20 protein-coding genes and 3 pseudogenes are annotated in these 25890 nt (G+C 59.6%); 20 read left to right on the top strand and 3 right to left on the bottom strand.

From position 1 onward, the window contains the following. Positions 1-34 precede the first annotated feature (34 nt). From tssB to JJQ51_RS00740, 13 genes are all read left to right on the top strand, one after another. Entirely contained in the window at positions 35-547 is a 513-nt protein-coding gene (tssB, locus tag JJQ51_RS00800) for a type VI secretion system contractile sheath small subunit (RefSeq protein WP_069613678.1), read from the top strand. Positions 548-656: 109 nt separating this feature from the next. Next, on the top strand, positions 657-2135 hold the full coding sequence (gene tssC, locus JJQ51_RS00795; RefSeq protein WP_095437909.1) for a type VI secretion system contractile sheath large subunit: 1479 nt from the start codon (positions 657-659) through the stop codon (positions 2133-2135). Positions 2136-2182: 47 nt separating this feature from the next. Then, the gene (tssC, locus tag JJQ51_RS00790; protein ID WP_145322886.1) at positions 2183-3583 is read left to right on the top strand and encodes a type VI secretion system contractile sheath large subunit; all 1401 of its coding nucleotides are present in this window, start codon (positions 2183-2185) and stop codon (positions 3581-3583) included. Next, positions 3580-4404: a type VI secretion system accessory protein TagJ gene (locus JJQ51_RS00785; protein ID WP_113390698.1), complete on the top strand. Its 825-nt coding sequence runs from the start codon at positions 3580-3582 to the stop codon at positions 4402-4404. Before tssC (JJQ51_RS00790) ends, JJQ51_RS00785 begins: the two co-directional genes overlap by 4 nt. Next, positions 4397-4906: a type VI secretion system baseplate subunit TssE gene (gene tssE, locus JJQ51_RS00780; RefSeq protein WP_113390699.1), complete on the top strand. Its 510-nt coding sequence runs from the start codon at positions 4397-4399 to the stop codon at positions 4904-4906. The genes JJQ51_RS00785 and tssE overlap by 8 nt, the downstream gene beginning before the upstream one ends. Then, the gene (gene tssF, locus JJQ51_RS00775) at positions 4899-6680 is read left to right on the top strand and encodes a type VI secretion system baseplate subunit TssF (RefSeq protein WP_152095320.1); all 1782 of its coding nucleotides are present in this window, start codon (positions 4899-4901) and stop codon (positions 6678-6680) included. The genes tssE and tssF overlap by 8 nt, the downstream gene beginning before the upstream one ends. 21 nt (positions 6681-6701) lie before the next feature. Continuing rightward, entirely contained in the window at positions 6702-7727 is a 1026-nt protein-coding gene (tssG, locus tag JJQ51_RS00770) for a type VI secretion system baseplate subunit TssG (protein WP_113352227.1), read from the top strand. Further along, positions 7717-8910 (top strand): FHA domain-containing protein, encoded by a 1194-nt coding sequence (locus JJQ51_RS00765; protein ID WP_113390701.1) that lies wholly within the window; start codon positions 7717-7719, stop codon positions 8908-8910. The genes tssG and JJQ51_RS00765 overlap by 11 nt, the downstream gene beginning before the upstream one ends. Continuing rightward, positions 8907-10247, top strand: coding sequence for a type VI secretion system baseplate subunit TssK (tssK, locus tag JJQ51_RS00760; RefSeq protein WP_269244140.1), 1341 nt, complete (start codon positions 8907-8909; stop codon positions 10245-10247). The genes JJQ51_RS00765 and tssK overlap by 4 nt, the downstream gene beginning before the upstream one ends. Further along, on the top strand, positions 10244-11767 hold the full coding sequence (gene tssL, locus JJQ51_RS00755; RefSeq protein WP_113390702.1) for a type VI secretion system protein TssL, long form: 1524 nt from the start codon (positions 10244-10246) through the stop codon (positions 11765-11767). The genes tssK and tssL overlap by 4 nt, the downstream gene beginning before the upstream one ends. After that, entirely contained in the window at positions 11764-15246 is a 3483-nt protein-coding gene (gene tssM / locus JJQ51_RS00750; protein ID WP_113352231.1) for a type VI secretion system membrane subunit TssM, read from the top strand. The genes tssL and tssM overlap by 4 nt, the downstream gene beginning before the upstream one ends. Before the next feature lie 10 nt (positions 15247-15256). Next, positions 15257-16636, top strand: coding sequence for a type VI secretion system-associated protein TagF (gene tagF / locus JJQ51_RS00745; RefSeq protein ID WP_113352232.1), 1380 nt, complete (start codon positions 15257-15259; stop codon positions 16634-16636). Next, a complete protein-coding gene (locus JJQ51_RS00740) occupies positions 16633-17544 on the top strand; it encodes a protein kinase domain-containing protein (protein WP_113352233.1) in 912 nt (303 codons plus the stop codon). The genes tagF and JJQ51_RS00740 overlap by 4 nt, the downstream gene beginning before the upstream one ends. Positions 17545-17555: 11 nt before the next feature. Here JJQ51_RS00740 and JJQ51_RS00735 read toward each other — a convergent pair whose 3' ends face one another. From JJQ51_RS00735 to JJQ51_RS00725, 3 genes are all read right to left on the bottom strand, one after another. Continuing rightward, positions 17556-18698, bottom strand: a complete 1143-nt coding sequence (locus JJQ51_RS00735; protein WP_113352234.1) for a polysaccharide biosynthesis/export family protein — start codon at positions 18696-18698, stop codon at positions 17556-17558. 956 nt (positions 18699-19654) lie between these two features. Further along, positions 19655-19888, bottom strand: a complete 234-nt coding sequence (locus tag JJQ51_RS00730) for a hypothetical protein (protein ID WP_113352235.1) — start codon at positions 19886-19888, stop codon at positions 19655-19657. A gap of 217 nt (positions 19889-20105) precedes the next feature. Continuing rightward, on the bottom strand, positions 20106-20762 hold the full coding sequence (locus tag JJQ51_RS00725) for a TetR/AcrR family transcriptional regulator (RefSeq protein WP_145322882.1): 657 nt from the start codon (positions 20760-20762) through the stop codon (positions 20106-20108). A 40-nt stretch (positions 20763-20802) separates the two neighbouring features. Between JJQ51_RS00725 and JJQ51_RS32875 the strand changes: the two are divergent. From JJQ51_RS32875 to JJQ51_RS00695, 7 genes and pseudogenes are all read left to right on the top strand, one after another. After that, positions 20803-21024, top strand: a pseudogene (locus JJQ51_RS32875) (hypothetical protein); the annotation flags it as partial. Between the two features lie 232 nt (positions 21025-21256). Further along, positions 21257-21481: a hypothetical protein gene (locus JJQ51_RS00720; RefSeq protein WP_246661226.1), complete on the top strand. Its 225-nt coding sequence runs from the start codon at positions 21257-21259 to the stop codon at positions 21479-21481. A gap of 125 nt (positions 21482-21606) precedes the next feature. Then, the gene (locus tag JJQ51_RS00715; RefSeq protein ID WP_269244139.1) at positions 21607-22293 is read left to right on the top strand and encodes a hypothetical protein; all 687 of its coding nucleotides are present in this window, start codon (positions 21607-21609) and stop codon (positions 22291-22293) included. Then, on the top strand, positions 22217-23077 hold the full coding sequence (locus JJQ51_RS00710) for a prolyl oligopeptidase family serine peptidase (RefSeq protein WP_269244138.1): 861 nt from the start codon (positions 22217-22219) through the stop codon (positions 23075-23077). Before JJQ51_RS00715 ends, JJQ51_RS00710 begins: the two co-directional genes overlap by 77 nt. A gap of 82 nt (positions 23078-23159) precedes the next feature. Beyond that, positions 23160-24126, top strand: a pseudogene (locus tag JJQ51_RS00705) (ATP-dependent DNA ligase). 147 nt (positions 24127-24273) lie between these two features. Next, positions 24274-24468, top strand: a complete 195-nt coding sequence (locus JJQ51_RS00700; protein WP_113352239.1) for a hypothetical protein — start codon at positions 24274-24276, stop codon at positions 24466-24468. Between the two features lie 243 nt (positions 24469-24711). Next, positions 24712-25740, top strand: a pseudogene (locus JJQ51_RS00695) (DUF892 family protein); the annotation flags it as partial. Positions 25741-25890 lie beyond the last annotated feature (150 nt).

The following is a 25890-nucleotide window of genomic DNA, read 5'->3' as shown; positions in this document are numbered from 1 at the left end:
GCGAATTTGCCGCTGGCATGGAAGGAGAAACTTTATGGCGAGTGTTCACGAAAAGCTGGAGCGAGTGCGCAAGCCCAGGGTCCACATCAAGTATGAGGTGGAGACCGAAGGTGCGATGGTCGTCAAGGAATTGCCTTTCGTCGTCGGCGTTCTCGGCGACTTCTCGGGTAACCCGACCCAACCGCTGAAACCGTTCGGCGAGCGCAAATTCGTTCAGATCGATCGCGATAATTTCGACGATGTCATGCGCCGCATGACGCCCGGCCTGAACATTTCTGTCGAAAACACGCTGGAGGGCGACGGTTCGCAGCTTCCCGTCTCGCTGAAATTCGAGAGCATGCGGGATTTCGAGCCGGGTTCCATCGTTAGTCAGGTCCCGGCGCTCAAGGCCCTCCTCGATGCGCGCAACCAGCTCCGCGATCTCATGAGCAAGGCCGACCGTTCGGAAGAGCTGGAGCGGCTGCTGGAAGACGTGCTCCAGAACAAGGCTGATCTTTCCAAGCTGATGTCCGAGCTCGGATTGGCCGAAAAGCCCGCCGCAAGCTGATCGTCGTCGGCGATCAGCCTAAGCCGATCGCCCAGTTTCGTTTCAAGCGGCCGATAACGACAGATTTGAACTCCATCGGTATCGCCCGCATTTCCGCAAGGATCGAAAAATGAGCGCTGAAAGCCAACTGAAGACCAAAGAGGCCGAGTTCGCGCCCGAGGAAAATCTGCTGTCGCAGATCGTGGCGGCCACCAGGCAGACCGAGCCCGATCGTGCGCAGGATCTCCTTAGAACGCTGACCGATCAGGCACTCAAGGGCACCGTCACCTATGACCGCAACCTGACGGTAACGCTCAACAAGGCCATTGCCGAGCTCGACCGGAAAATCTCCCGTCAGCTTGCCGCAATCATGCAGTCGCCCGAATTCACCAAGCTGGAAGGCAGCTGGCGCGGCCTACAATATCTCGTCAAGAACAGCGAGACCAGCGTCAACCTGAAAATCCGTGTGCTGAACGCTTCCAAGCGCGACGTTTCCAAGGATCTCGCAAAGGCAGTGGAGTTCGATCAGTCGCGGCTCTTCAAGTCGATCTACGAAGACGAATTCGGCACGCCGGGCGGTGAGCCCATGGGCGCCCTTATCGGCGATTACGAATTCGACAATTCCTTCGATGACGTGCAGACGCTGCAGGCGATTTCGTCGATCGCGGCCGCCGCTTTCGCGCCGTTCATTTCGGCCGCAAGCCCGCGCATGTTCGGCTTCGACGACTATCGCGAACTCGCCCGTCCGCGTGACCTGGAAAAGATCTTCGAAACGGTCGAATACGCCAAGTGGCGCAGCCTGCGCGAGAGCGAGGATTCGCGCTTCGTGACACTCGCCCTCCCCCGCGTGCTTGCCCGCATGCCCTATGGCCCGAAGACCAATCCGATCGACGACTTCGCTTTCGATGAAACCGATCATTCGAAGACCGGCGAGCTCGAGCACAATTCCTACTGCTGGATGAATGCAGCCTACGTGATGGGAACGCGGCTGACGGATGCCTTTGCCCAGAGCGGCTGGTGCACGGCGATCCGCGGCGCGGAAAACGGCGGCAAGGTCGAAAACCTGCCGATGCACATCTTCTCGAGCGACGATGGCGACCTCGACCTCAAGTGCCCGACCGAAGTCGGCATCACCGACCGTCGCGACGCCGAACTCGGCAAGCTGGGCTTCCTGCCGCTCTGCCATTACAAGAACACCGATTACGCCGTGTTCTTCGGTGCGCAGACGACTCACAAGCCGAAGGTTTACGACAAGCCTGAAGCAACGGCCAATGCCGCGGTTTCCGCGCGCCTGCCCTACATGATGGCCACCTCGCGCTTTGCCCATTATCTGAAGGTCATGGGCCGCGACAAGATCGGCTCCTTCATGGAAGCGCAGGATTGCGAGAACTGGCTCAACCGCTGGATCGCCAACTACGTCAACGCGAACGACGATGCAGGCGAGGAATCTCGCGCCAAATATCCGTTGCGCGATGCCAAGGTGACCGTCCAGGAAGTTCCGGGCAAGCCGGGCTCCTACAACGCCGTCGCCTGGATGCGCCCCTGGCTGCAGATGGAAGAGCTGACCACGTCGCTTCGCATGGTCGCGCGCATTCCGAGCAAGAACTAGGAGGGGCGGCGCGGCGATCTCCTCGCCGCGCGCCTTCAGTCAGCGCCATGACCGTGACAACGACGGAACCGAGAGCAGCCTGGCCGCGTCAGGTGCATCGCGTGATCGCCATGATCGACGATGCGCTCAACAAGCAGGTCAATGCCATCTTGCACCATCCGGACTTCCAGGCAATGGAAGCGCGGTGGCGCGGACTTGCCATGCTGATGCGCCACACCGGCCGATCGGAAGAGGTGAAGGTCAAGATCCTCAGCGTCAGCTGGGCTCAGCTGACGCGGCATCTGGAGCGGACGACGGAGTTCGACCAGAGCCATCTCTTCGAGCTGATCTACAGTCGCGAATTCGGCATGCCCGGTGGAGAGCCGTTCGGTCTGTTGATCGGCGACTACGAGCTTTCTCCACAAGATCGGGTCAGCAGCGATACGGTCGGCGCGCTCACGCAGATCGGCATGGCCGCCGCCGCTGCCTTCTGCCCGTTCGTAGCCGCCGCCGCACCACAGGCCATCGGCCTGCAGGATTTTGACGAGCTCAATCGCGTCCAGGATTTTTCCTGGCTGGCCTATGATCCCACCCGCATCCGCTGGAATGGGCTTCGCGCGCGCGAGGATTCCCGTTTCCTCGGGCTGGTCGCCCCACGGATCCTGATGCGCGCGCCCTATGAGGCGTTTTCGCGCGAGCGCGACGATCGGTTCCCTTTCCGCGAAAGCATCGCAGCCGATGGCAGCACCTTGCTTTGGGGCAATGGTGCCTTCGCTTTCGCGATGATCGTCATCCGCAATTTCATCGAAACCGGCTGGTTCGCCGATATTCGCGGCGTGACGCAGGACGCCATCGATGGCGGCATGCTGAGCGCGGAGGAGCTCGCTCCCTATGATCTCGGCATCGAAAGCAACGGGTTGTCGCAACAGGCTCCCGTCGAAATACGTCTGACCAGTGGACAGGAGCAGCAGTTGTGCGAGCTCGGCATCGTCCCTGTAGCTACGACATATCTCTCATCGTCGGCGATCTTCAATTCCAATCAGTCCCTGCATGCGCCGCCGCATTATTCGAGCGAGCACGCCCGGCAAAATGCCCGCATAGCTGCGATGCTGCAGTATGTGCTGTGCGCCTCGCGCTTCTCGCACTATCTCAAGGTCATCATGCGCGATGACATCGGCAAGCTGGCCGATAGCGCCTCTATCGAACGCAAGCTGAACGATTGGCTGTCAACCTACACGCTTGGCAACGACGACGCCGACCTGTCGCTGCGCACGCGTTTCCCGTTGCGCTCGGCCGGCATCAGCGTCGATGAAATTCCCGGCAAGCCGGGCATGTTCGCCTGCACGGTACGGCTGCAGCCGCATTTTCAGCTCGACGACGTCTCGACAAGTTTTCACCTCATCGCGGAAACGGCGAATGCGACCTATGCATTCTCCCGCCCCGCGAACACGCAAAGGATGTCCGCATGACGCTCTCCGCCAGGATCGCCGAAGCTCTTAGCGAAAACGCGCTCGACGACGCAATTGAGCAGGCGAAGGCACATGTAAAGGCAGCGCCGACGGACAAGGATGGCAGGCATATTCTGATCGATCTTCTGATCCTTGCCGGTGATTACGCGCGAGCCGATGCGCAGTGCAATATCGCGACAACATTCGCGCCGGAAGACATGATGGGCTTCGCTATGCTGCGCAACCAGCTTCGTGCGATGGCTGCACGTTTGGCCTGGTTCGAGGAAGCGGCGGTGCCGGAATTCCCGAACGGCCCGACGGCGCTCGATCAGGCGACCATGAAGGTGGCGATCGCCCATCGCGACCATTCTTCGGATACGGCCGCGGCACTGCAGTCCCTTGAGGCGATCAGGGGTGAACGGCCATTGCGCTGGAATGGTCAACTCGTTTCGGACCTTCGCGATCTAGATGATCGGATCCCGCATGCTCTTGAGGTCATCATGACCGGCGGCTCCTATCTGTGGATCGACTTTTCCAGGATTGCCGCGCTTCGCCTTGAGCCGATTGCCCGCCCCCGCGATCTCGCTTTCCGCAGGGCCGAGCTTGAGCTCGTGGACGGCGCTAGCGCACCCGTGCTGCTGCCGGCGATCTATCACGGCACGACAGGCGCCAAGCTGCTGCTGGGCCGCGAGACCGAATGGGTCGACGAGCCGACGGGCATTACGACCGGCCGCGGCCAAAAGTGCTTCCTGGCGGGCGACGATCTGGTTTCCTTCCATGATCTGAAGTCGCTGGAAGTTGCTGCAAACTCTGCCGGGACGAGGCGCGCTGCCCATGGCTGATCCGTTGGAGCGCTACAGGCCGCGAGAAAGGATCGTCGCGAGGTCGATCATCGATCGACTGATCGACGGGGACCCCGATCGCCTGCAGGATCCACCGCTGACGGCGGCCGAGCAACTGCGCGAACTGCGCGAATGCATTCGCCGCGATCTCGAAGCTCTACTCAACACGCGCCGCCGGCCGACTGCTCCGCCCTCCATTTACGATGAACTCGGCGATGCGCTGGTGTCCTTCGGCGTCGATGGCATGGTCTCGGCAAATCTCGTCACCGATGAAGCCAAGAGCCGTCTCGCACGCCTGATCGAGCGGCGCATCACGCTGTTCGAAACGCGGCTTTCCGATGTGCAGGTGAGTATCCTCAAGAGCCGCGGAAATGGCGAACGAGCCTTGCGGCTGCGCATCCACGCAACCTTCCGCGTGCATGAGGGTATGCCGCCGATCAGCTTTGAATCGACGATCGACCCCTCCACTCAGCGCTTCCTGGTGGAGGCCAATAATGGCTGACGGCTTCCTGCAGCGTTACAACGACGAGCTGGCCGCGATCCGTCGGCGTGCGGCACGTTTTGCCGACGCTTTCCCTAAAATCGCTGGTCGTCTACGCCTGACGGGCGAGGTTGCGGACGATCCGCATGTCGAACGGCTGATCCAGAGCTTTGCTTATTCCGCCGCCCGCGTGCGCCAGAAGCTCGACGACGAGTTTCCGGAACTGACGGATGGGTTGCTGGAAACTCTTTATCCGCATTATCTCGCGCCATTGCCCTCGATGAGCATCGTGCGCTTCACGCCAAGCAGCACGCTAACATCGGTGCAAACCCTGCCGCGTCACACCGAAATCTTCGCGGAGCCGATTGGCGGCGAGAGCTGCCGCTTCCGCACGACACAGGATACGCTGGTCGCGCCGATCGAGATCGTCTCGGCTTCGCTGACTGGCCACCCGATCAGCGCGCCGCCCTCCCCTCATGCAGGTGCGGCCGGTTGTCTTCGCCTGTCGATCCGGGCACGAGATGCCAACAAACCGCTCAGTGAGATCGGCGTGGACAGGCTGCGGCTTCATATCGGTTCGTCCTGGCAGCAGGCCGTCGCCATTTACGAGCTTCTCGTCAATCACACGCTCGGCATCGCACTTGCCCACCACGCCGATGATCGAGCGCCGGTCACGCTGCCGGCGGCCGCGCTCCGCCCGGTCGGCTTCGAACCGGACGAGGCGATCCTGCCCTATCCCAACTCAAGCTTCACCGGTTATCGTCTGCTGACGGAATTCTTCGCCTTGCCGCAGAAATTCCTCTTCATCGATATCGTCGGCCTGAAGGCCTGGCGTGGCGAAACGCTGGAAATCTTCATTTATCTCGATGAAAGCAGCGTAAAGCTGGAGCGCGCCATCTCCGCCCGGGATTTCGTCCTGAATGCCACTCCGATCGTAAACTTGTTTCGCCAGAGTTGCGAACCGATCGCACTCGACGGTGCGCGCACCGAATATCGCGTGCTTCCCGATGCTAGACGGCAGAAGACGCGGGAGATCTATACGATCGAGAAGGTGGTCGTGTCGGCGCGCACTGGGGACGAGGAAGAGTGCCAACCCTTCTTCGGTCGCAGCCTGAAGGGCGGAGCCTCTACGCTCTTTTGGCAATGCACGCGCCGCTTTGACGCCGATGACCATACCTCGGACATGGAAATCGCGTTCGTAGACCGCGCTCGCCGGGCAAGCGGTCCGCTTGACAAGATCGCCAGCATCGACGCGCTGTGCCTTAACCGCGAACTGCCGGAGCAATTGCCCTTTGGCGGCGGTCATCCCTATCTGCAGCTGGCTTCCGGCAGCGAGGCAGTCGGCTCAGTCGAAGCCTTGATGGCACCTACGCCTTCCGTGCGAATGAACGAGCAGCAAGGGCGCAACTGGCGGCTCATGTCGCATCTCCAGCTCAATCATCTTTCCATATTCGACAATGATGGCGCCGCGCTGAAGGATATTCTTGCGCTCTATGCTTTCAGGGACAGCCGCGAAACCAGACTGCTCGCGGATGCTCTTGTGCGGGTCGACGCCAAAAGCTCGATGACGCGGCTTGGCGGCGGCGGGATGGTGACGGGCACCGATATCACCCTGGAGTTTGATCCGGCCGCCATCGACAGGCCTTCGGCCTATCTCTTCGGCAGTGTCCTCGACCGGTTTTTCGGGCTTTACACCTCGATCAACAGCTTCACTCGCCTTTCCATCTCGATGAAGGGGCAATCGAAACCAATCGCCGTCTGGCCGGCGCGCGCCGCCGAGCGGCCGCTATTGTGACGAGGGAGATGAACGCAAGCGATGGACCAGTTCCGGCCAAGTGATAGCGAAATGCTTGCCGCGCTGCTCGAACGCGACCCCGGTCGTTTCGAGCCATCGACGGCGTTTCGTATCGCCCAGCACGCGGCCGGTGATCATTTGACGGTGTCCTCACCCGTTGGCGTTTCGCCGGTGCCGCTTGCCATGAGCGACTTCAAGCGAAAGGGCGGAGCGGGATCGATCAAGGCAAGCATGGCCGGTCTGCTCGGGCCACTCGGTGCCATGCCGCCGAGTTACAACGAGCTAGTCATGCGCGAAGAGCGCAATCGAGCTCATGGCCTTTCAAGCTTTTTTGATCTCTTTACGAGCCGCCTTGCGGAGCTTTTCGTCGATGCCTGCGAGAAATATCGTCTTGCGCGCGGATTGCGATGGAGCCGGGACAGAAACGGAAACGCCTTTATCAAGACCCTGTTCGCACTGACGGGTTTCGGTACCGCCCGGCTGAGGGAGCAGGTACGCCCCGATGACGAACTGATCCTCCGATTTTCCGGATTTTTTTCGGCCAGAAACCGCAATGCGGTCAATCTGCAGGCCATGCTGCAGGAGTTCAGCGGCCTGCCGGTTGCGATCGAATTATTCAAAGGCAGATGGCTTTCCATTCCCGAGGGCGAGCGCAGCCGCATGGGGCAGCCGCAGGGTGTGCAGCTTGGCGTGAACTCGACCGCGGGCGCGGCAGTCCATGATTTCGGCGGCAGTTTCCGCGTCGTGATCGGCCCGGTCGATTATGAGGATTACCGGTCTCTTTCTCCGGGCAGCGCCAGTATAAATGCGCTGTTTGCCCTGACGCGCCTTTATGTGGATCCGTCGCTCGATTTTGACATTCAGGTGGTTCTGAAGAAGGAACACATCCCATTTTGCAGGCTTGGCGACGTCGATGATCCGCCGAGGCTCGGATGGAATAGCTGGGCGCGCGTCGCGGCGGCGGATAGAGACAGTGGCGATGCCATTGTCGCCGAGCCACGCAAGGTGAAGCGCCAATCCGATCAAGGAGTCCCCCATGCGGCTTGAACTGCGGCAGACAGCCGGAGAAGGTTCCAGCAAGGGGTGGTTCTTCGAGCGGGGCAAACGCACACTCGGTCGATCGCCCGATTGCGATTGGCAGGTTTCCGATCCAAAGCGGCTGATTTCGAAAATTCATTGCGCGATCGAACGCGATCGCGCCGGCTTTTTCGTGCGGGACCAGAGCGCCAATGGCACTCGTGTGGACGGCGCGACCATTTTCGAAGGCGAGACGGCGAGACTTACGGATAAGTCCAAAATCGCATTCGGCGACGTCGCGTTCACCGTCGTCATTACTGGGGAAGCTGATCGCGAGATGGACGATCCGGCAGCGGATCTGCGCCTCAGCGACGAAAGGTTGACGATCTCGTCGATCCTTGCCGACATCGCGCCCGGCGGCGGCACGGCAACCGGCGTACTCGGGCAGCGCAATGGCGACGACTGGATCGCCGGGCTGGCGCAATCGTCGAAAAATGGCAAGTCGCCAAGTAGGAATGTCGACATCGGCTGGAACGGCCCGCCCGATGTCAACGGCATCAAACCGATACTTCCGGATGATTGGAATTCGGACTTCGAGCTGGGCAGCCAGCTGGAACATGGCGCGGCAACCCATGTCTCCGTTGCCGTTGCCCGCGATTCCGGTTCCGAGACGGTCGAAACTGCAAAGACGATCATTCCGGCCAATGATATGCGCGCCGCCGACAATACGGATCAAGGCCTGGACGATGCGAGTTTTGCGCTGCAATTCGATCCGCTGCGGCAGCTCGAAGCGCTCGTTTCGACGCTGGAGCAGACACTCGACGACGAAGCCTCCATCTTCGGAATTGAGGACAGCCGGGCCGGTGCGTCTACGTCATTGTTCAGTCGCGAACGGACGGAGCAATTGGCCGACCGCCTTCGATCGCTCATTTCGAGGCAATCCACGCTTAACGCCGGTCTTGAAAACCTTGTTCGCGAAGCCAATCGGATGTTCGAGCCCCGCATGATCGAGGCGCATGTCGATGCCTCCCAGCGCAAGGCTCTTTGGCGCGGCAACGGCGATTACTGGAAGGCTTACCGCGCGCAGTTCGAAAGAGGCGGCAGAAGCATCTCGGTCCGCGACCTGCTGGCCGAGGCGTTCAGCGCCCACGCCCATGGCCGCGACGAAGACGATACCGCCAGTTTGGCAGAGAGGACGGGCAACACCCGATGAAGAACGAAAATCGCGTGGCTTGGAGCGAGGGTATGTTCCTTCGCGTGCAGCATTTCCAGCAAGCCGACCGCTGGACGGAGAGGTTGGTCCGAACGACCGCGCGGGGGCTCGCACCTTACCCCTGGGGCATCGCCGAGATCGGCATCGATCGCAGCGCGCTCGCGATCGGCCAGTTTGCTTTGTCGAACCTGCGCGGCATCCTGCCCGATGGCACGCCCTTCGAAGCGCCTGTTGATGCGGATCTGCCGCCCCCCTTGGAACTCGACGATTCAACGAAGAACGCTATCGTCTATCTGGCCCTGCCCAGCCGTCAGCCTGGAAGAGCCGACGTCGCCATGAACGGCAGCGCCATGCGCAACAGCGTGCGCATAACAGCCTCGCAATATGAGGCGCCGGATGCGAATGTGGAAACCGACTTCATGGCGCCGATCGATGTCGGCCGCCTGAACCTGCGCTACCTGAAGACCGGCGACGAACTCGCTGGATACGACTTGATCGGCCTTGCACGCATCATCGAGGTTCGCTCCGACCGTTCGGTCATTCTCGATCCGGATTATATCGCCCCGTCGCTGAATTGCGCGGCCGAAGCACGTTTGAATGAGCTCATTACCGAATTGCTCGGAATCGTGCGGCATCGCGCTGAAGCAATCGCCGAGCGCATTGGTGACCCGACGGTGCGTGGAACCGCCGAGGTCGGCGATTATTTTCTGCTGCATATTCTCAATCGTGCCGATCCGATGCTGCGGCATATCGCGGCGAATGCTTCGCGGATGCATCCGATCATCTTCTACGAGGAATGCATCCAGCTAGCCGGCGAACTCGCCACCTTCACAACCGATCGCAAGCGGGCGACCGATTTTCCGCCCTATCGCCATGACGATCTGAAGGCGACGTTTGCCGCTGTGTTCAACGATCTGCGCGCCTCGCTTTCCGCGGTGCTCGAGCAGGCCGCCGTTGCGATCGAACTTATCGAACGGCGTCACGACGTGCGCGTCGGCACCATCAACGACCGCTCGCTGCTCAAGGATGCGGGCTTTGTGCTTGCCGTTCGCGCCGAGATGTCGGCCGAGGATGTCAGACGCAAGCTGCCCGCGCAGATCAAGATCGGCTCTGTGGAGCGGATCGCCGAACTTGTCAATGTCGCACTACCCGGCATTCCCGTCAGGCCCCTTCCCGTGCTGCCGCGGCAGCTGCCATACCGGTCCGGCACGATCTACTTCGAACTCGATACGAAGAATCCGCTTTGGAAACAGCTTGATACCTCCGGCGCGATCGCGCTGCATCTCGCGGGCGACTTCCCTGGTCTGGAGATGGAACTGTGGGCTCTCAGAGAATGAACACACCACGCTCAACACCCTGGCACGAACTGCCGACGATCATCGAGCTGACGGAGGACGGCGCGCGCAAGAACGAAGCAGCCCGCAAGGTGGCCGATATTCTCGACGAGGAGCTGGATAAGCAGCCGAACGACAAATCGGGCAATGCAGCCGGCGGCTGGTCCGTCGATGCGCTGATCCGCGGCTTTCGCTTTGGCGGTGATGATGTTCCAACCATCGTGCGCTCGGCCGCACCATTGCTCAATCTCGCTCACAGCCTGCGCAACACCGAACAACAGCCCGACATTGCCGAGCTCAGGCAGCTGACGATCGATGCGGTTGGGCGCTATGAGCGCGATCTCGCGGGTGCGCGCATCAGCCCGGAACGAGCACGCGCGGCGCATTATGTCATCTGCGCGACCATTGACGACGTGGTTCTGAGCAAGCCTTGGGGCGTACGCGCCGGCTGGGCGCGATCCGGCCTCGTCTCGACCTTCCACATGGACGTGACCGGCGGCGACCGGGTTTTCGATCTCCTGGACCATTTCCAGCAGAGCCCGGGCACCAACAAGGACCTGCTGCTTCTCATCTATCTCTGCCTGTCGCTCGCCTTCGAAGGCCGCACGCGCGTTTCGCCGCGCGGATCGCTGGAACTCGGGCGTATCCGCGACAGTCTCTACAAGACGTTGCTTGGTCAGTATGGTGTTTTCGAACGCGAGCTGTCGCCGCACTGGCGCGGCGTTTCGGCGCGCCACAAGCCGCTGCGCACGGCTGTCGCGCTTTGGACGATCCTTTCCGTCCTCGCGCTTCTGTTCGCGCTCGGCTACATGTTCTTCACGCTTTCGCTCAACAACGCCTCCGACGCCACATTCGAGCGCCTGGCCAACCTGCCGCCACGCGATACGCCGAGCGTTCTGATCGACGCGCCGAAGCCGAAAGAAGTCGCACAGACGCCCCCTCCCGCGAAGAAGCAGCCGGAAATACCGCCGCAGGTCAAGCCGCAGCCGACGCCGCTCGACAATCTGCTCGCTTTCCTGCAGCCAGAAGTCGACCGCAAACTGGTCACGCTGTCGAATTCCAATGGCAGGCTACTGGTGCGCATCAACAATTCCGGCCTGTTCGACACGGGCAGCGCCGAAGTCAGCGCTAAATTCCGCGATCTCCTCCAGCGCATCGGCGGAGCGTTGGCTTCGGAAAAATTCCGTGCCGTCGTCGTCGGCTATACCGACAATGTGCCGATCCGCACGGCGCAGTTCCCGTCGAACTGGCATCTTTCCGAGGCTCGCGCCCGCGCCGTCGGCGATATTCTTGCCGCCTATACCGGCAAGGAGGCCATTCTCACGGAAGGGCGCGCCGACAGCGATCCGCTCGCAAGCAACGACACGGCGGAAGGCCGCGAAGCCAACCGCCGGACGGAGATCCTGGTGCTGACCGACCCAACACAACGTCTTGGCGATGCAGCCCTCAATCCGCAGGCAACACCACAAACGCCGAGCGCTAATGCACCGGCTACATCCGCGACGACGGGAGGAGTTCGATGAATCCGCTTGGCGCGTTTTACACGCTTCGCTCCTATGTCTCGGCCTATGCCGGTCTTCTCGGTCAGCGCTTCATCTCGCTGATCTGGGTCGTGGCGATCTGCGTCGTCATCTGGTTCTACGGTTCCATGGCCGGCTATGGTGCTTTCAAGCCGCTGTCGAGCAGCACCGCCCGGATGATCGCGATCGGCGTGATCGTAGCGGGTTGGCTGATCTACATGCTGGTGACGACCATGCGCGCGCGCAAAAGGGACAAGGCGCTCGTGGAAGGTATTGCCGACGATGCCGCCAGCCAGCAGGCGGAAGTCGGCGAAATCCATAGCCGCCTGAAGGAAGCCCTGCTGCTTCTGCGCCGCATCAGCAAGAAGCGTTTCGGCTATATCTACGAACTGCCCTGGTATGTCATCTTCGGCGCGCCGGGATCGGGAAAGACGACGGCGCTGACCAATTCGGGGTTGAAGTTCCCGCTCGGCGATGCCATGGGCAGCAATTCCGTGCAGGGCGCCGGCGGCACCCGCAACTGCAATTGGTGGTTCGCCGACGAGGCGATCCTGATCGACACCGCTGGCCGCTATACCACGCAAGACGATTTGAATGGTGCGTCCAAGGCCGGATGGGAAGGCTTTCTCGGGCTGTTGCGCAAGTACCGCCGCTCGCAGCCGATCAACGGCGCGCTCGTCACGCTCTCGATCAGCGACCTTCTCAGCCGCGATCATGAGGCACAGCTCGAAGAGGTGCGTTCCATTCGCAAACGCCTGTCGGAGCTCGACGAGTTCCTGCATGCGCGCGTACCCGTCTACGTCGTCCTGACGAAGGCCGATCTTCTGACCGGCTTTGTCGAATTCTTCGACGGTCTTGCCAAAACCGATCGTGAGCAGGTCTGGGGCACGACCTTCAATCTCGATGAAAGCTATAAGGGCGAGAACCTGCCCGAGCGTTTCATGGAAGAGTTCGCGCTGCTGCAGCAGCGCGTGGATGCCATGCTGATTGAACGCCTGCAGCAGGAGCCGAATATCGAGGTTCGCGGTCGCATCTTCCGCTTTCCTGCGGAGCTTGCCTCATTGGGAGAGCGCCTGCAGGAGCTGTTGACCGAGCTCTGTGCATCCTCCAGCCTCATCGAATCCCCTCTCGTTCGCGGCGTCTATTTTGCTTCGGGCACGCAGAGCCGCGCGACGGACACTCCGCGCACGCGACGCAGCTATTTCCTGTCGCGTCTGTTCAAGGAGGTCATCTTCGGCGAGGCGTCGCTGGTCGCCCGCGACAGGCGCCTTTCGGGCCGGCAAGCCATGATCAGACGGATCGCTTATGGCGCGGCGGCCGTCGCGCTTGCGATCGTCTTCACCGGCTGGACGGCAACCTACTTTCAGAACTCGCGCGCGATCGCGGCAGCAGAGCGGCGGATCGACAATTACGAGAAGCTCGCAAGCGGTATTCAGGTGCGCGATGTCACCGACGCGGATTTTCTGCGGGTCCTGCCGGCGCTCGACAATCTGCGTGCGGTCAACAGCGGCTTCGATGAGGCGCGCGTCTGGCCGACCAGTTTCGGCCTGGACCAAGGTGACAAGATCGCCAGCCGCCAGCGCGGAGCCTATCAGCGCGCCTTGAACGCGCTGCTTCTGCCTCGTATGCTCGTGGCACTTCAAAACGAGCTCAAGCAGACATCGGACGTTCAGAAGACTTTCGACGCCTTGAAACTGTACGGCATGCTGGGTGGATTGGGGCCGTCCGACAGGGATTTCGTCGCGCAGCAATCGGAAGACATGTTTGCTGCACTTTACCCCGGCGAAGGACGCTCGGCCACGCGCAAGGCGCTCGCTGCTCACGCAGAGGCCATGGCAGCGGGCAGCCTGCCCGCGATCGAGCTGGACAATGCCCTGATTGCCAAGGCACGGGAAACGATCCACTCGCAAAGTCTTGCGGCCCGAGCCTATGATATCCTCATCCATTCCCGGCAGGCTCGCCAGCTTGATGCCTGGCTCCCTACCGACGCATTGGGGCCGCTCGGAGCCCAGATTTTCCAACGCAAATCCAAGACAGCGCTGCGGGAGGGCATTCCGGGAATTTTCACGGGCAAAGGTTATCGTGACGTGGTGCTGCCGATGGTCGCGACCGCAGCCTCCGAAGCGCTCAAGGAACAATGGGTCCGCGGTGACGGCGGCGCGGCTCCTTCGACAATGACCACGGACGCGATTTCCCAGGCGACGCTGCAGCTTTATTTCGACGCATTCCAGCAGCAATGGTCTTCGTTGCTGGCCGATCTTCAGGTGCGCCCATCGAGCAATCTTGCCGATGCGACCGAGACGGCGCGCATCCTGGCGGCCAATCCAAGCCCAGTGGAGATGGCGCTGAAATCCATAGCAGCCGCCACCGACCTGCGCCCTCACGTAAGTGCCGAGATTGCCTCGCTCGACGACGTGCCGGACGTGGCGCTGACAGCCGCCACCACAGGCGCGGTCAGCGCGCCCGATCCTTACGGTCCGTTGCGGGCCGCGCTCGAGGCGAATGCCGTCAATGCGCAACCGGCATCCCAGGACGGCAACGCCAATGGCAACGATAAGCCGCGCTCCCAGATCCAAAGTCTCCAGCCGATCCTCCAGAATATCTACGGCCAATTGTCGCGCGCAGCGAACTCGACGGCGGAAGTGGCACGTGTCTTCGACGCCGGCGGCCAACTCGCCAATGCCAATCAGGACTTGCTGCAGCAGGCCCGCGGGCTGCCGGCGCCGGCCGATGCATGGATGGTGGCGGTTGCCGCAGATATCGGCTCGCTGGCGGTCAAGACGGCCCGCGCCCGCATCAACGATCTATGGGCTGCGGAAGGCGCCGATCTCTGCGCCCGCATCGTAACCGGTCGCTATCCGTTCGACCGGAAATCCAGCCAGGACATCGCCATGGCGGACTTCATCCGATTGTTCGGACCGCAAGGCCTGTTCCAGTCTTTCTTCAAGAACCGGCTGGATGCATTTGTCGACACGAGCGCTCAGCCTTGGGGCTGGCGTGGTACTTTCGGCGGCGACAGCATTCCGAGCCAGGCAATCGCGCAGTTCGAAAATGCCAGCAAGATCGAGCATGCCTTCTTTCCGGCCGGCAGTGAGAAACCCTCGATATCAATCAATATCAAGCCCGTTTCGTTGTCGGACAATGCCAATTCAGTGATGGTTGATATCGTCGGCGAGCATGTCCTTTATAATCACGGACAAATAGTGCCAAAATCCATAACCTGGCCACCCGCTGGCGCAGTGAACCAGTCCAATGTCAGATTTTTCCCGGGAGATCTGCAACCGGCCATCACACAGACCGGCGACTGGTCGCCCTTCCGCCTGTTCGATGCCGCCAAGGTGACGGTCCAGGCCCCCGATCTTTTCCGGGCTCGATTTGAGGACAAGGGCCAGACGGCGGAATTCGACGTCCAATTCGGCTCGGTGCTTAATCCCTTCCGGCTGCAGGCATTGTCCGATTTCAGCTGCCCGGCGCAATTCTGACGGTCCGCCGATGAACGAGCCGCTCGCCCGCACCCAATCGCCGATGCAAGCAGATGCGGTCGGCTTTTTCGGAAAATTGCCGACGCATGGAGATTTCGTTTCCGCCGCGCTCGGCTCGCGTCTCCAGAGCGAACTCGACCAATGGGTTCACAATGGCCTGATCGCACTGGAAGCGACATTGGGATCGGATTGGCGCCGGCTGTTTCATGCGACGACCGCCTGGCGCTTCGTCGTCGGCAAGGGCGTCTGGGGGCCGTCTGCTGTCGCAGGCGTCCTTCTGCCCAGCCGTGACCGCGTCGGCCGAAGTTTTCCTCTGATTATCGCCGCTCAATTGCAGCGCTTCTCCGGACAGCTGCGTGATCTGTGCGAAGACGATAGCTGGTTTACCGCTGCCGAAGCCCTGGCGGAGACCTCCGACAAGGCCGATTTCGCGATGAGCCGTTTCGTCGAGGGCATCAAGCGGCTTCGCCCGCCATTCATCGACAAGCACTCAAGCGTGATGCAGTCCGCCGCAATGAGCAATGCTCCCGCACCGGGCTCGCTTTGGTGGCGTATCAATCCCGGCACGCGCCAGGGCAAAGGGTTCCGCACCGCGGCCGCTCCCACCGCACAGGATTTCGTCAAGCTCGTCACGGTAGAAGCCCCGAAAACCCCTGTCAGCGTCGAGCCGGATATATACTCTGCTGCCGCAATCGAAGCGCCACAAACGGCGAAGACTGAATCGTCAGATTTTGCGATAGCGTACAGCCATGCCAGCCATGCCGGAACGCGTCTCTCATTGAATGCCGATGCGCTTCTTATAAGCGCCGCACCGCATATCTTCGCGATAGCGGATGGTGTCGGCGATGGCATCAGCGCCATCGAGGCGGCAAGAATAACGACGGGAATCCTTACCGGTATTTCGCAGCGTGAAGCGCTGCAGCCGCTGGTACAGGATATCAAGAGCAAGCTCAACCATGCCCATGCGATCCTACGCGCCAAGGCTGCCACCGCCGAACGCGAGCCTCTCGTCGCCAGCGTCGTGACCGCGACCTTGCTAGATGGCGAGTTTGTGGCGATATGGGCGGGAGATGCACGCTGCTATCTGCTTCGCGACGGCATGATGCGGCTGTTGACCCACGACCATATCGACATAGGATTGCGGCGCACACTTGGCCGAGCTCTGGGGCTGAAGGATCAATTCGTCTCGGAAACCGTTGGCGACCAGCTTCAACGCGGCGACAGGCTCCTGCTTGCAAGCGGTCCGCTTTCGCGCACGCTGACCGATCGCGTCATCGCGGAAATCCTGATCGAGACGCCGCTGGAACAAGCGGCCGAGGCGCTGATCCAGGAAGCACTCATCGCCAATTGCCGCGAAAATGTCAGCGCAATTGTCATCGGCGCGACATGAGTGGCGATACCAACGACGAGGGCATTAAAAGGATTGCGGCCAGCTTTGCTGAGCTGCTGCATCTCCTCACCCATGATGGCAATGTCGAGCGACCGAAGATGATGCGCGATCTTCTGATCGATCGATTGCGCGATGCATTGGACCGACGCCTGCCATCCCTTCCCGAGGGTGAAACGGCTATGATCGGAAATACCTTTCTTGTCGAAGCAATTGTACACCGCAACGACCGGACCGAAATCAGGCGGTTGCGCCATCGCGATCTCGGCACCTTTCATGTCATGAAAACGATCCCGCCGGATCGGATGAATGAGGCAACCGCCAAGGCCTTGCTGCTGCGGGAAGCGAGCATCGGCATGTCGCTACGCTGCAACGACCTTGCCACTACTCAGTGTGCCATCCGCCTGCCCGATGGGCGACCGGCGCTCATTATGGAATGGATTGGGCCATCCTTGTCTCAACGATTGGCGGAAGTTTCCCTGTCGGAGGCGGATGTCAGGGCCGCGGCGAAGTCCATGCTCGCCGGACTGAGCGCGATCCATCACGCCGGTTATGTCCACGGAGATATTTCGCCGGCCAATCTTCTGCTTCAAGATGGTGATCTCAATCAGCTGAAAATCGCCGATTTCGGGACAACGGTAGAATGTGGAAGCCGATACAGCGATCTCGACATCGCCAAAGCGATGACGCCTGGCTTCACAGCGCCGGAGGTTTCAGGCGATACCGCCATGCAGATCAGCGCCGATCTTTACTCGGCCGGATGCGTCATCAACCTGCTTCTGGACCATTGTGACGAGGCCCAGGAATCAATCGCTCAAATCAAGGCCGCTGCCCGACATCTGGCGGACCCGGCGCCTTCCCAAAGGCCGCCAAACGCTATGGCGGCCCTTGCCTTGATAGAGGCGATCTAGTTTCAGCCCTGTCAATTCGAGGAGGAACTACCTGGAAGCGGGGCCGCAGCTGTCGGCGCGCTCTTCTGATAGACGGTCAACAGCTTGGCAAAATCGACCGTGTCCGCATTGCTGGCGAAGATCGTGTCGCCATCCTGCATCTTGAACTGCTGCATCAGCACGAAATTCGAGACTTGCTTGAGATTGACGCTGTAGATGATCGGCTTGACCGAAACAACGGCCGGAGCGCTGGAACTCTTGGCTGCGCCCGACGCAACCTGCGAGTAGCTCTTCTGGTTTCGGAAAAGATAGAAGTTGCGGGAGTCCGCGCGGTCATCGAGCAGGCCGCCGGCACGGGCGAGCGCCTGCGCCAAGGTGGTCTGGCCAGGCTCAAGTGGGAACTCGCCGACGCTCTTGAAGGCGCCGAGCGCCGTGAACGTCTGCAAAGAGCCACTGACGAACAGTTGATCGCCAGGCAGGAGGCGCACGTTCTGCTTGCTATCCTGAAGGATGCGATCCAGAGGCGCGCTTGCTCTTTGCGAACCGCGCGTCAGCGTCACCGTCGTGTTGGCCGGCGCGGACGATGCGCCGCCGGCGAGCGCAAGAACGTCAAGCACGCGCTCCCCACGGGCTGTCAACGGGAAGCGGCCGGCGGAGCGCACCTTGCCATCGACTGTTACGGCGCTGGACGGCTTGTCGACGACCGTCACGACAGCCTGAGGATTGACCGAGGAGCCTTTGAGGGCGGTGACGATCTTCGACTGCAGGCCTTCCGGCGTGGAATCGATGACGCGCTGCTTGCCGACGTATGGCATGGTGACGAAACCGCGAGAATCGACGGTGAAGCGGCCGAGATTGAGGGACTTGCTTTGGGTGGCGGACAGCAATCCGTCCTCGCCGGTATCCAGCACCGTTACGTCGAACACGTCGCCCGGCCGCAGGCGTGCATCCGAAACGCCGCCCGAGCGTAGGCTTGCCAATCCCTGATCCGTGTACGCATGGGACGATGCGACGATCTGCGCACCCATCGGAGCCTCCGAGAGCGGCACGACCGGAATCTTCCGCTGGGTATCGGGCATCCTTGCGTTGCGAATATTGAGGGCGCTCGGTCCATCGGATGGTCCCGCGCAGGCGCTGAGTGCAACCAAGGGTAAAATCGCCGCCCATTTCCGCATTCCGGAATCTCCTTCGGATGTTAGAAGCAAGGCAGAAATATCAACCAGAAGGCGGGAGGCAATATCCGGACCTAACAAATAGTGAATTGTGACAGTTCGGTTGTTTACCATTGTGTCCAAATGGCAACCGAATAGGAGTTCAGCACCTCTTTGACGGCTCTCTGAACAGCCTCATTCGGGCCGCTTAGCGCCTGAAATACGAATCATCAGAGCGAATTGAATTTCGAAAATCATGCGATGTGTCGATCAAGGAGACGGGCAGCCCAACCGTTTACGCGATTGGTTTTTCTAATCGGGCAAATATCGCCGTGCGTGTATTCACAACCTCTGAAGTACTGATCATTCCCGCCTTCCCCCGCATTATGGTCTTGAGAGCGCCTGCTACCAAGAGATGTCGTTGGCCGATCGCTTTTTGCGGCTGAAGGAGATGATGAGATTCGAACGCACGACCATTTGGCCGTTCACCAGCTCCCTGAAATGCATGATAATGTCCTTTATCATCGATATGGGAGAACACGATGATGCGCGTATCGATCTCGAATGAAGATGCTCCGGAAGGAGGCAATGTTGCCGTGCAGCGTCATCTCTTTCTTGCCACTTTCCGATCTCACCTCGCACATTCGGAATGAAGGTGAAGGATTCATAATAGTTGATAAACCCCGACCTTCTTCCGTTCGATGGTGTACAGCATGATTAGTGCCGATCTGGGAAAGCAGCGCATGCGAGAGCGTCTGCTCATCCATAAAACCTCCTTGTTCGAAGTCTGGGCCACCCCAGCGGTTCAAGCAGGAGGTCTCTCAAATACCGTGTAGAACTCGTCCAGCCCTCCGCCGCAGGTGGAGGTTTATTATCGAAATAAAAAACCCCGGAAACAAGGTCCGGGAGTTGGGCTGGGAAAAATGCGCGCGGCGGCGAAGAGATCTAAGTCGCGGCTGGCGAAAGAGATGCGAATGTAATCACTGCGCGGCCAAATCAATCGCGAGTTTGGAACCCGGTGGAACAATCCTGACAATGAATTCGAAATCTGCAGGCATGCGATGCTCGTCCGAGCCCAGACAAGCAACGGTCCAATATTCTGGGTCCTCACCAAATATTGTGGACACTTGAACAATCTGCGCTCCTTCCTCCCGATCGTCTTTCCGCGTCGCCCAATAGAAAGCGCTCGGCTTCAATTTCGTCAGTGGGATCATCCCTTGTCTCCCAGATCGAGCAGACCAGCCTGTTGAATATAATAGGACGTTTTGAGATCGTGCAAGTAGGTTGCTCGACGCGCCGGCGTCACGGCCACGTCGTCGGATATCCCACGCCGAAAACAGTCTGACCACGTCCCGCGTGATTAGGCTATAATGCCGACCCTTCCCAGCCTATTACCGATCATTCCGTAGCGGTCATCGCCGGTAAGCCCACTTAGCGCTCGGCGTAATGCGCGATGCCTCTGAGAAATATCTGAAAGCGCTGACGAATCTCCTGCTTCCGCTGGTCTCTTGCTTCGTCGCCCTGTTGTCGCCTTCTGGGCAGCAGCGCTCCAAAGGCGATGTCCATCAGCATGCCGGCGCACAGCACAACATCATTCAGCTCTATGGCACCACGATCACGCTCGGCCTCCAGCCATTCGATTAGGTCTTCACGCGTCCGGAGTATGTTTTGCCCGTAAAGATAGTCCGCCAACTCGGGAAAGAGGACGGACTCTCGCAAGATGAGGTTCAGCAGCGCTTCCCGTTCCTGGTCGCGTCGGCTGTCCAAATCGAGGCGGAACACCTTCACAAGCTTGTCGATCATCGGAAGGCCTTCGTCGGATGGGCGTGGCAGATCGATGAGCAGATGGCGGTTGTTCAACACTACTGCCCCGAACAGCTCGATCTTGCCCGCGAAGTGCTCATAGATGGATCGCTTCGATATGCTCGCTTTGGACGCGACCATCTCGGTGGTCGTCCCCGCAAAGCCGTTTTCTAGAAAAACCGTGTAGGCCGCATCGACAACGAGAGCGCGACGCGCCTCTGGCGCCATCGTTGGCGGGCGACCTCGTTTCTTACGAGTTGGAGGCTGGTCGGTGCCATCGCTCAAGAAGCCTCTCCTCGTTACCCGTCGAACGTTCGCCACAATTATGGTACCTATAAGTACCTATAAATTGCACTGTTGTCCAGACGAAGAGACGGCGCCTGTCATGCATACACTGCCCAAACTCAACGCCCGATACTGGCTTACGCTGGTGCCAGCCAGTACCTTCGGAACCAACACCGGGGATGTTATGTCCGACGGTCTTGGCCTTGGGCATGTGACCGGGCTTCCCTGGATCATCGGCGCTCTGCTTCTAGTATTCATGGCCGAGCATGCGAGCCCCCGGAAAACAGCGCTCTTCTTCTGGGCCGCAATCATCATAATTCGCGCCGGCGCTCCGACCATCGGCGACGCATTCCACGACCACAAGATCGATTTCTCTATATCCGCGGCTGTTGTCCTAGGTTTCTATGTTGTGAGCGTGCTTCTTTATCGAGCCTATTGGCTGCGTTCGGGAGCTACGTCGGTAGGCGTCAACCCGATGTACTGGATTACAATGGTTGGCGGGTGTACTGGGCACGATCGGGGGAGACGCAGTATCATTCAGACTTGGTTTCACGCCGATCGGTACCGCCGTCGTGCTCTTTGCCCTGGTCGCGCTTGCAACGACCCTTTGGAGGCAGGACGGCAAACTAAGCGAGGCAATACCCTACTGGACGACACTAGCCCTTATTCGCACTGGCGGCCAGGCGCGGGCGATGCGCTTGCCCACAAAGTCGACCTGATCCCCAGCACGCTTCTCACGGGAGTGATTTTCGTGGGCATGCTCATCTATTTCTATGTCATCGAAACCGACAACTCGGCCCGCGTGTCCCAAGACGCCCCAGCCTGACATCAAGAGGAGACTCTCATGGCCAATCTATCGAGACGGGATTTTGTTGCAATTGGGACGGCCTTGGCCGGCGCCGCCTCCGTAATAGGTCTCGGAGGCAGGGAGGCCCGCGCAGAGGTTGGAAACGGCTTCGCGGCGGCCGCACCAGACGACTTCGGGAGATCAAATAGCCACAAGGGTCCAGGTCTTCGGAACATTTATGCACTCTGCGAAGTCACCGGCGGTGGCGAACAGGTTTATGGAATTGCGGTTGAATATGACGTCGATATCGATCCAGCCAGTTTAACGACTGACACATACGCTACTGCTGTCTTCCCGGCCGCCGAAGGATTTTTCCCGGGAATGCCGCGGGAACCCGACAAAAACGCTACGACCGCCCCCGCCAAACCAAGGGCGATCGCCACCATCTATACCAATGCAGAGCCGGCGCTGCGTCCTGACCAAAAGAGTGTTGCCGGCCGGTACGTTATCACCGAATTCGAGCATAACCCAGACCTCAGCCTTCCAACCGCAGACAGCGACAAGGTCGCGCTGACACAGGCCAAGAACGTCAGAACAGTGGGCGGGTCGGTCTACGCCGCAACCGGAACTGTATGGGACGAATGCCGGCCGGCGCGGAAACAGCGTCGTGATCCGCGGCGTCGACGCCTGGGAGCAGAACCATTGGTGGTGGGACGATACGCGTTCCGCTTGGCTCGAATATAGTATCTATCTGCCGAAGTCGTTCCTGGAAAAAGGCGGCGAGAACAAAGCCTACCCTCTCCTCCTCGCTATCACCCATTCGGGAACGAGCTACGACGGCACATGCGCTCAGACGCTGACTGAACAGTGCATCGCGAGCATATGGACCTTACCGGAGGAGCAAGACAAACATGAATGCGTGGTTATCACGCCGCGCTACGAGCGCACCACGATGAACGACTATTGGGAGCACACTTGCGACGTTGAAAATACGTATCGGCTGGTCGAGTCTCTGCTGAGCAACACATGGAACTACGGCAACCCGAATTTAGACGACCGGAGAGACAAGGTGCTGAAGATCGACCCAAAGAGGGTCTACTGCACCGGATGGTCGATGGGCGCGATGAGTTCCCTCTGGCTGATGGCAAAACATCCAGAGACTTTTGCAGCCGGGCTCATAATCGCTGGCCAGCAGCGACCTAGCGATGTTGTCGCGCTTGCCAAGCAGAAGGTCCTGATTATCACGGGTACCGAGGACAACAAGGCGACACCCTGGAACGAGAAGTGCGTGCCAGTATGGAGAAACGCGGGTGCCAAAGTAACTCGGCCAGCCGAGCAGCTCGATCCAGCACTTATATTCCCAGTCAATAATCAGAAAGTACTGAGCAATCAGATCAACGGTTACCTGAATGAGGACAGCAACATTACATTTCTCACATTCAAGGGTGTCGACCACATGGGTTCCGCGCGGAAGTTTTTCTACATCAACGCTGCTAGAGATTGGCTGTTTAGACAGGTGAAGTCGTAGGCTTCGCGACACAAGGCCGAGCCGAACGCGAAACTCATGCCCGCTGAATAAAAAGTGACCGTTTTCCAGACTCACTTTTAAGATCGCTCATGACCGAGTTGCCCCTGCAACACGGCTCGCCTGGGTCGCCCGGTCGAAGCCCGCCCAACGCCGTGACCCTGCCCAGCCCAAATCTTCCCTTTGGCTAAATGTCGGACCGTATCGAGCCGTGTCTCGCTCTCTTGAAGACGGATCCGCCGGAAGGCCCTGACCGGGCGCTTAAAGTGAAACGGCTATCGCCCATGTGTCCATATTGAGCGGAAACGTATGCGCGTCATTACACGCGGAGGCCACGATTGGACCCATCACTTTCCAGCTATCACCAATGCCGCGCGGAAACTGGATGTCGACACCGCCATTCTCGATGGCGAGGCCATTGTGTTCGATAACAAGGGGTACTCGGACTTTTGGGGCGTTGCAGCGCTCGCTCGTCGGACGCGGCGGCAAGCGAGCCCCGGCGGAAGCGGTCATTTTTGCCTTCGATCCGCTTTATTTCAACGGCCATGATCTCACGGGAATGGAACTTTCCGTCCGCCGGCATCTGCCTGAGGATTCTCTCGATGGCGCCGCAGGCGCAATACAGCTCCGAAGAATTCGAGGCGATGGCGCGGCACTTCTCGCCAAGGCCTGTTCCAGGGTGCTCGAGCGTATGATCGCGAAACACTGGGATCGACCCTATCGCTGCGGGCGAACTGGGGACTGGATAAAGATCAAATGTGTGCAAAGCAAAAGCTTAATGATCGTCGGCTATGAGCAATCAGCCTCCGCCCGCGGGGCATCGGAAGCCTTCTTGTTGCCGGCCACAAGGGACGCGACTGGATCTATGTCGGTGGGTGGGAACCGGCTTCGATGCCAAGGATGCCGCCTACCTCAGGAAGACACTCGACACCCTGAAAACCAGCCGACTTGCCGTGCCGCTCAAGGGAAAGAACCTGGCCTTCGTATGGCCGACCCTCATCGCCGAGTTTCGCGGATCGACGTATGACGGCAACCTGCGTCACGCCTCCTAGCTCGCGGCGGATCTAGAGCATACGATATCATCGCTCGGTTATGCCCTTGTCGGGCTCGCAAGAAGCTTCAATGAAGAGCAGGCCCTCGGCGCAATTGCCGATATAGCTCTGATCGATGTCCATTTGAGCGACGGGAGAAGCGGTCCGATGGTGGCGGACCATCTCGTTCAGGAGTACAACGTTACGGTGATCTTTGCGATCGCGAAGCCGGAGGTGGTCGCTACCAACAAATCAGCCATTGGCGTCATCGAAAAACTCTTGAGCAAAGCCGATGTCGAGCGGGCACTCATCTATCCGTGTGAATTTCGCCCGGGAGAGATCGACCACCACCTAACGGGCTAAAGACTCTCAATCGCTCAAAATAACGACTTCCGGTCGTTTTTTCCCGGGCTCGCATAGCTGGCATGCTTACCGACAATTATTTCTGAGTTCGGTCAACGAACATGGGCGGAATTAAACCTAGCGGCCAAGAGAGGTTCGCGCGGATTGCTTCCGCCTGGTTCATTGGCCAGCCATTTTTGATGAGAGCCGGAACAAACCTCAGCCGCTGGTGTTCGAGCGCGGCAACCAAGGAGGACGCCGCCCGTGTATCATCATGTCAAGAAGCTTATGTATACCGTTCGTGTGGACGAACCGGACCCGAAGTTCGGAAACATGCTGCTGGAGCAGTTTGGAGGGGCAAACGGCGAACTGGCCGCAGCGATGCAGTACTCGATCCAAGGCCTTAACTGCGAAGACGCTGGTCGCAAGGACCTGTTGATGGACATCGGCACCGAGGAGCTCAGCCACCTTGAAATTGTCGGTACGCTCGCAAGAATGCACCTCAAGCCACTGAAGTCAGTGCGCGAAGAAGCCGAGGCCGATCCTCTGATCGCTATCGCTGGAGGTGGTGGCGTGAACCTGTTTAACTCGATGGGTAATCCGTGGACAGCCGATTATCTGAAGATCACAGGCGAACTCGATGTCGACCTCCGAAGCAATATTGCCGCGGAAGCGCGCGCCAAGATCGTTTACGAGCGCCTGATCGATTTTTGTCGCGATCCCGGAACGAAGGACGCTCTTCAATTCTTGATGACCAGGGAAATCACTCACATGCGGGCATTCCAGCTTGCGCTCGAAAGCATGGGAAAGCCGCCGCTCAGCGTCGGCAGGATTGCGCCCACGGCCGGGCTGGTTGATCAGTTCTTCAACGATTCGACCGGGGAAGGCGATCTTGGCGAGGTAGACACGCGCGGCCCCTGGAACGAGGGCGAGCCGTGGAAGTTTGTCGAAGCTCCGGCCTTTCAAGACTTGAGAGGCGCCCCGGACAAAGCCACGAAGATCGCGGCCCGCAGCGCCCCGCCAGAAGCATCAGAGGCGATTGAAGCCGTGCTTCTCGATGAACTACGAGATCTCTTGCATGCGGAGAAGCAGTTGGTGAAGGCGCTTCCCACAATGCAGAAGAGTGCACGCTCAGTACAGCTGCAGACTCTGTTGGAAAAACATCTGGCCGAGACCGAAACTCAGGTGGAGCGCCTGAACGAATGTCTGCGCATCCTGGGATCATCCGCAAGGGCGAAGCCCTGCAAGGGGATGATGGGATTAGTGGAAGAGGGTGAGGAAGTGATGTCGGAGTGTTGATTATCGCACGAATTTAATTCACTTTTTTATTCTGGACGGATCCGCCCACACCGCAAGAAAATGTTTTCGATCAACACCATAATTGCACTCAGTTGGTACAACGCGAAATGAAAAAGTGGCTCAAATTGAGCTGAAACTCAGCAC

This window comes from Rhizobium sp. AG207R, from assembly GCF_027109195.1.
In the GTDB taxonomy this organism is placed as follows: Bacteria; Pseudomonadota; Alphaproteobacteria; order Rhizobiales; family Rhizobiaceae; genus Rhizobium; species Rhizobium dioscoreae.
The sequence above is the reverse complement of the archived record's forward strand: the minus strand, read 5'-3'. Positions and strand labels throughout refer to the sequence as shown.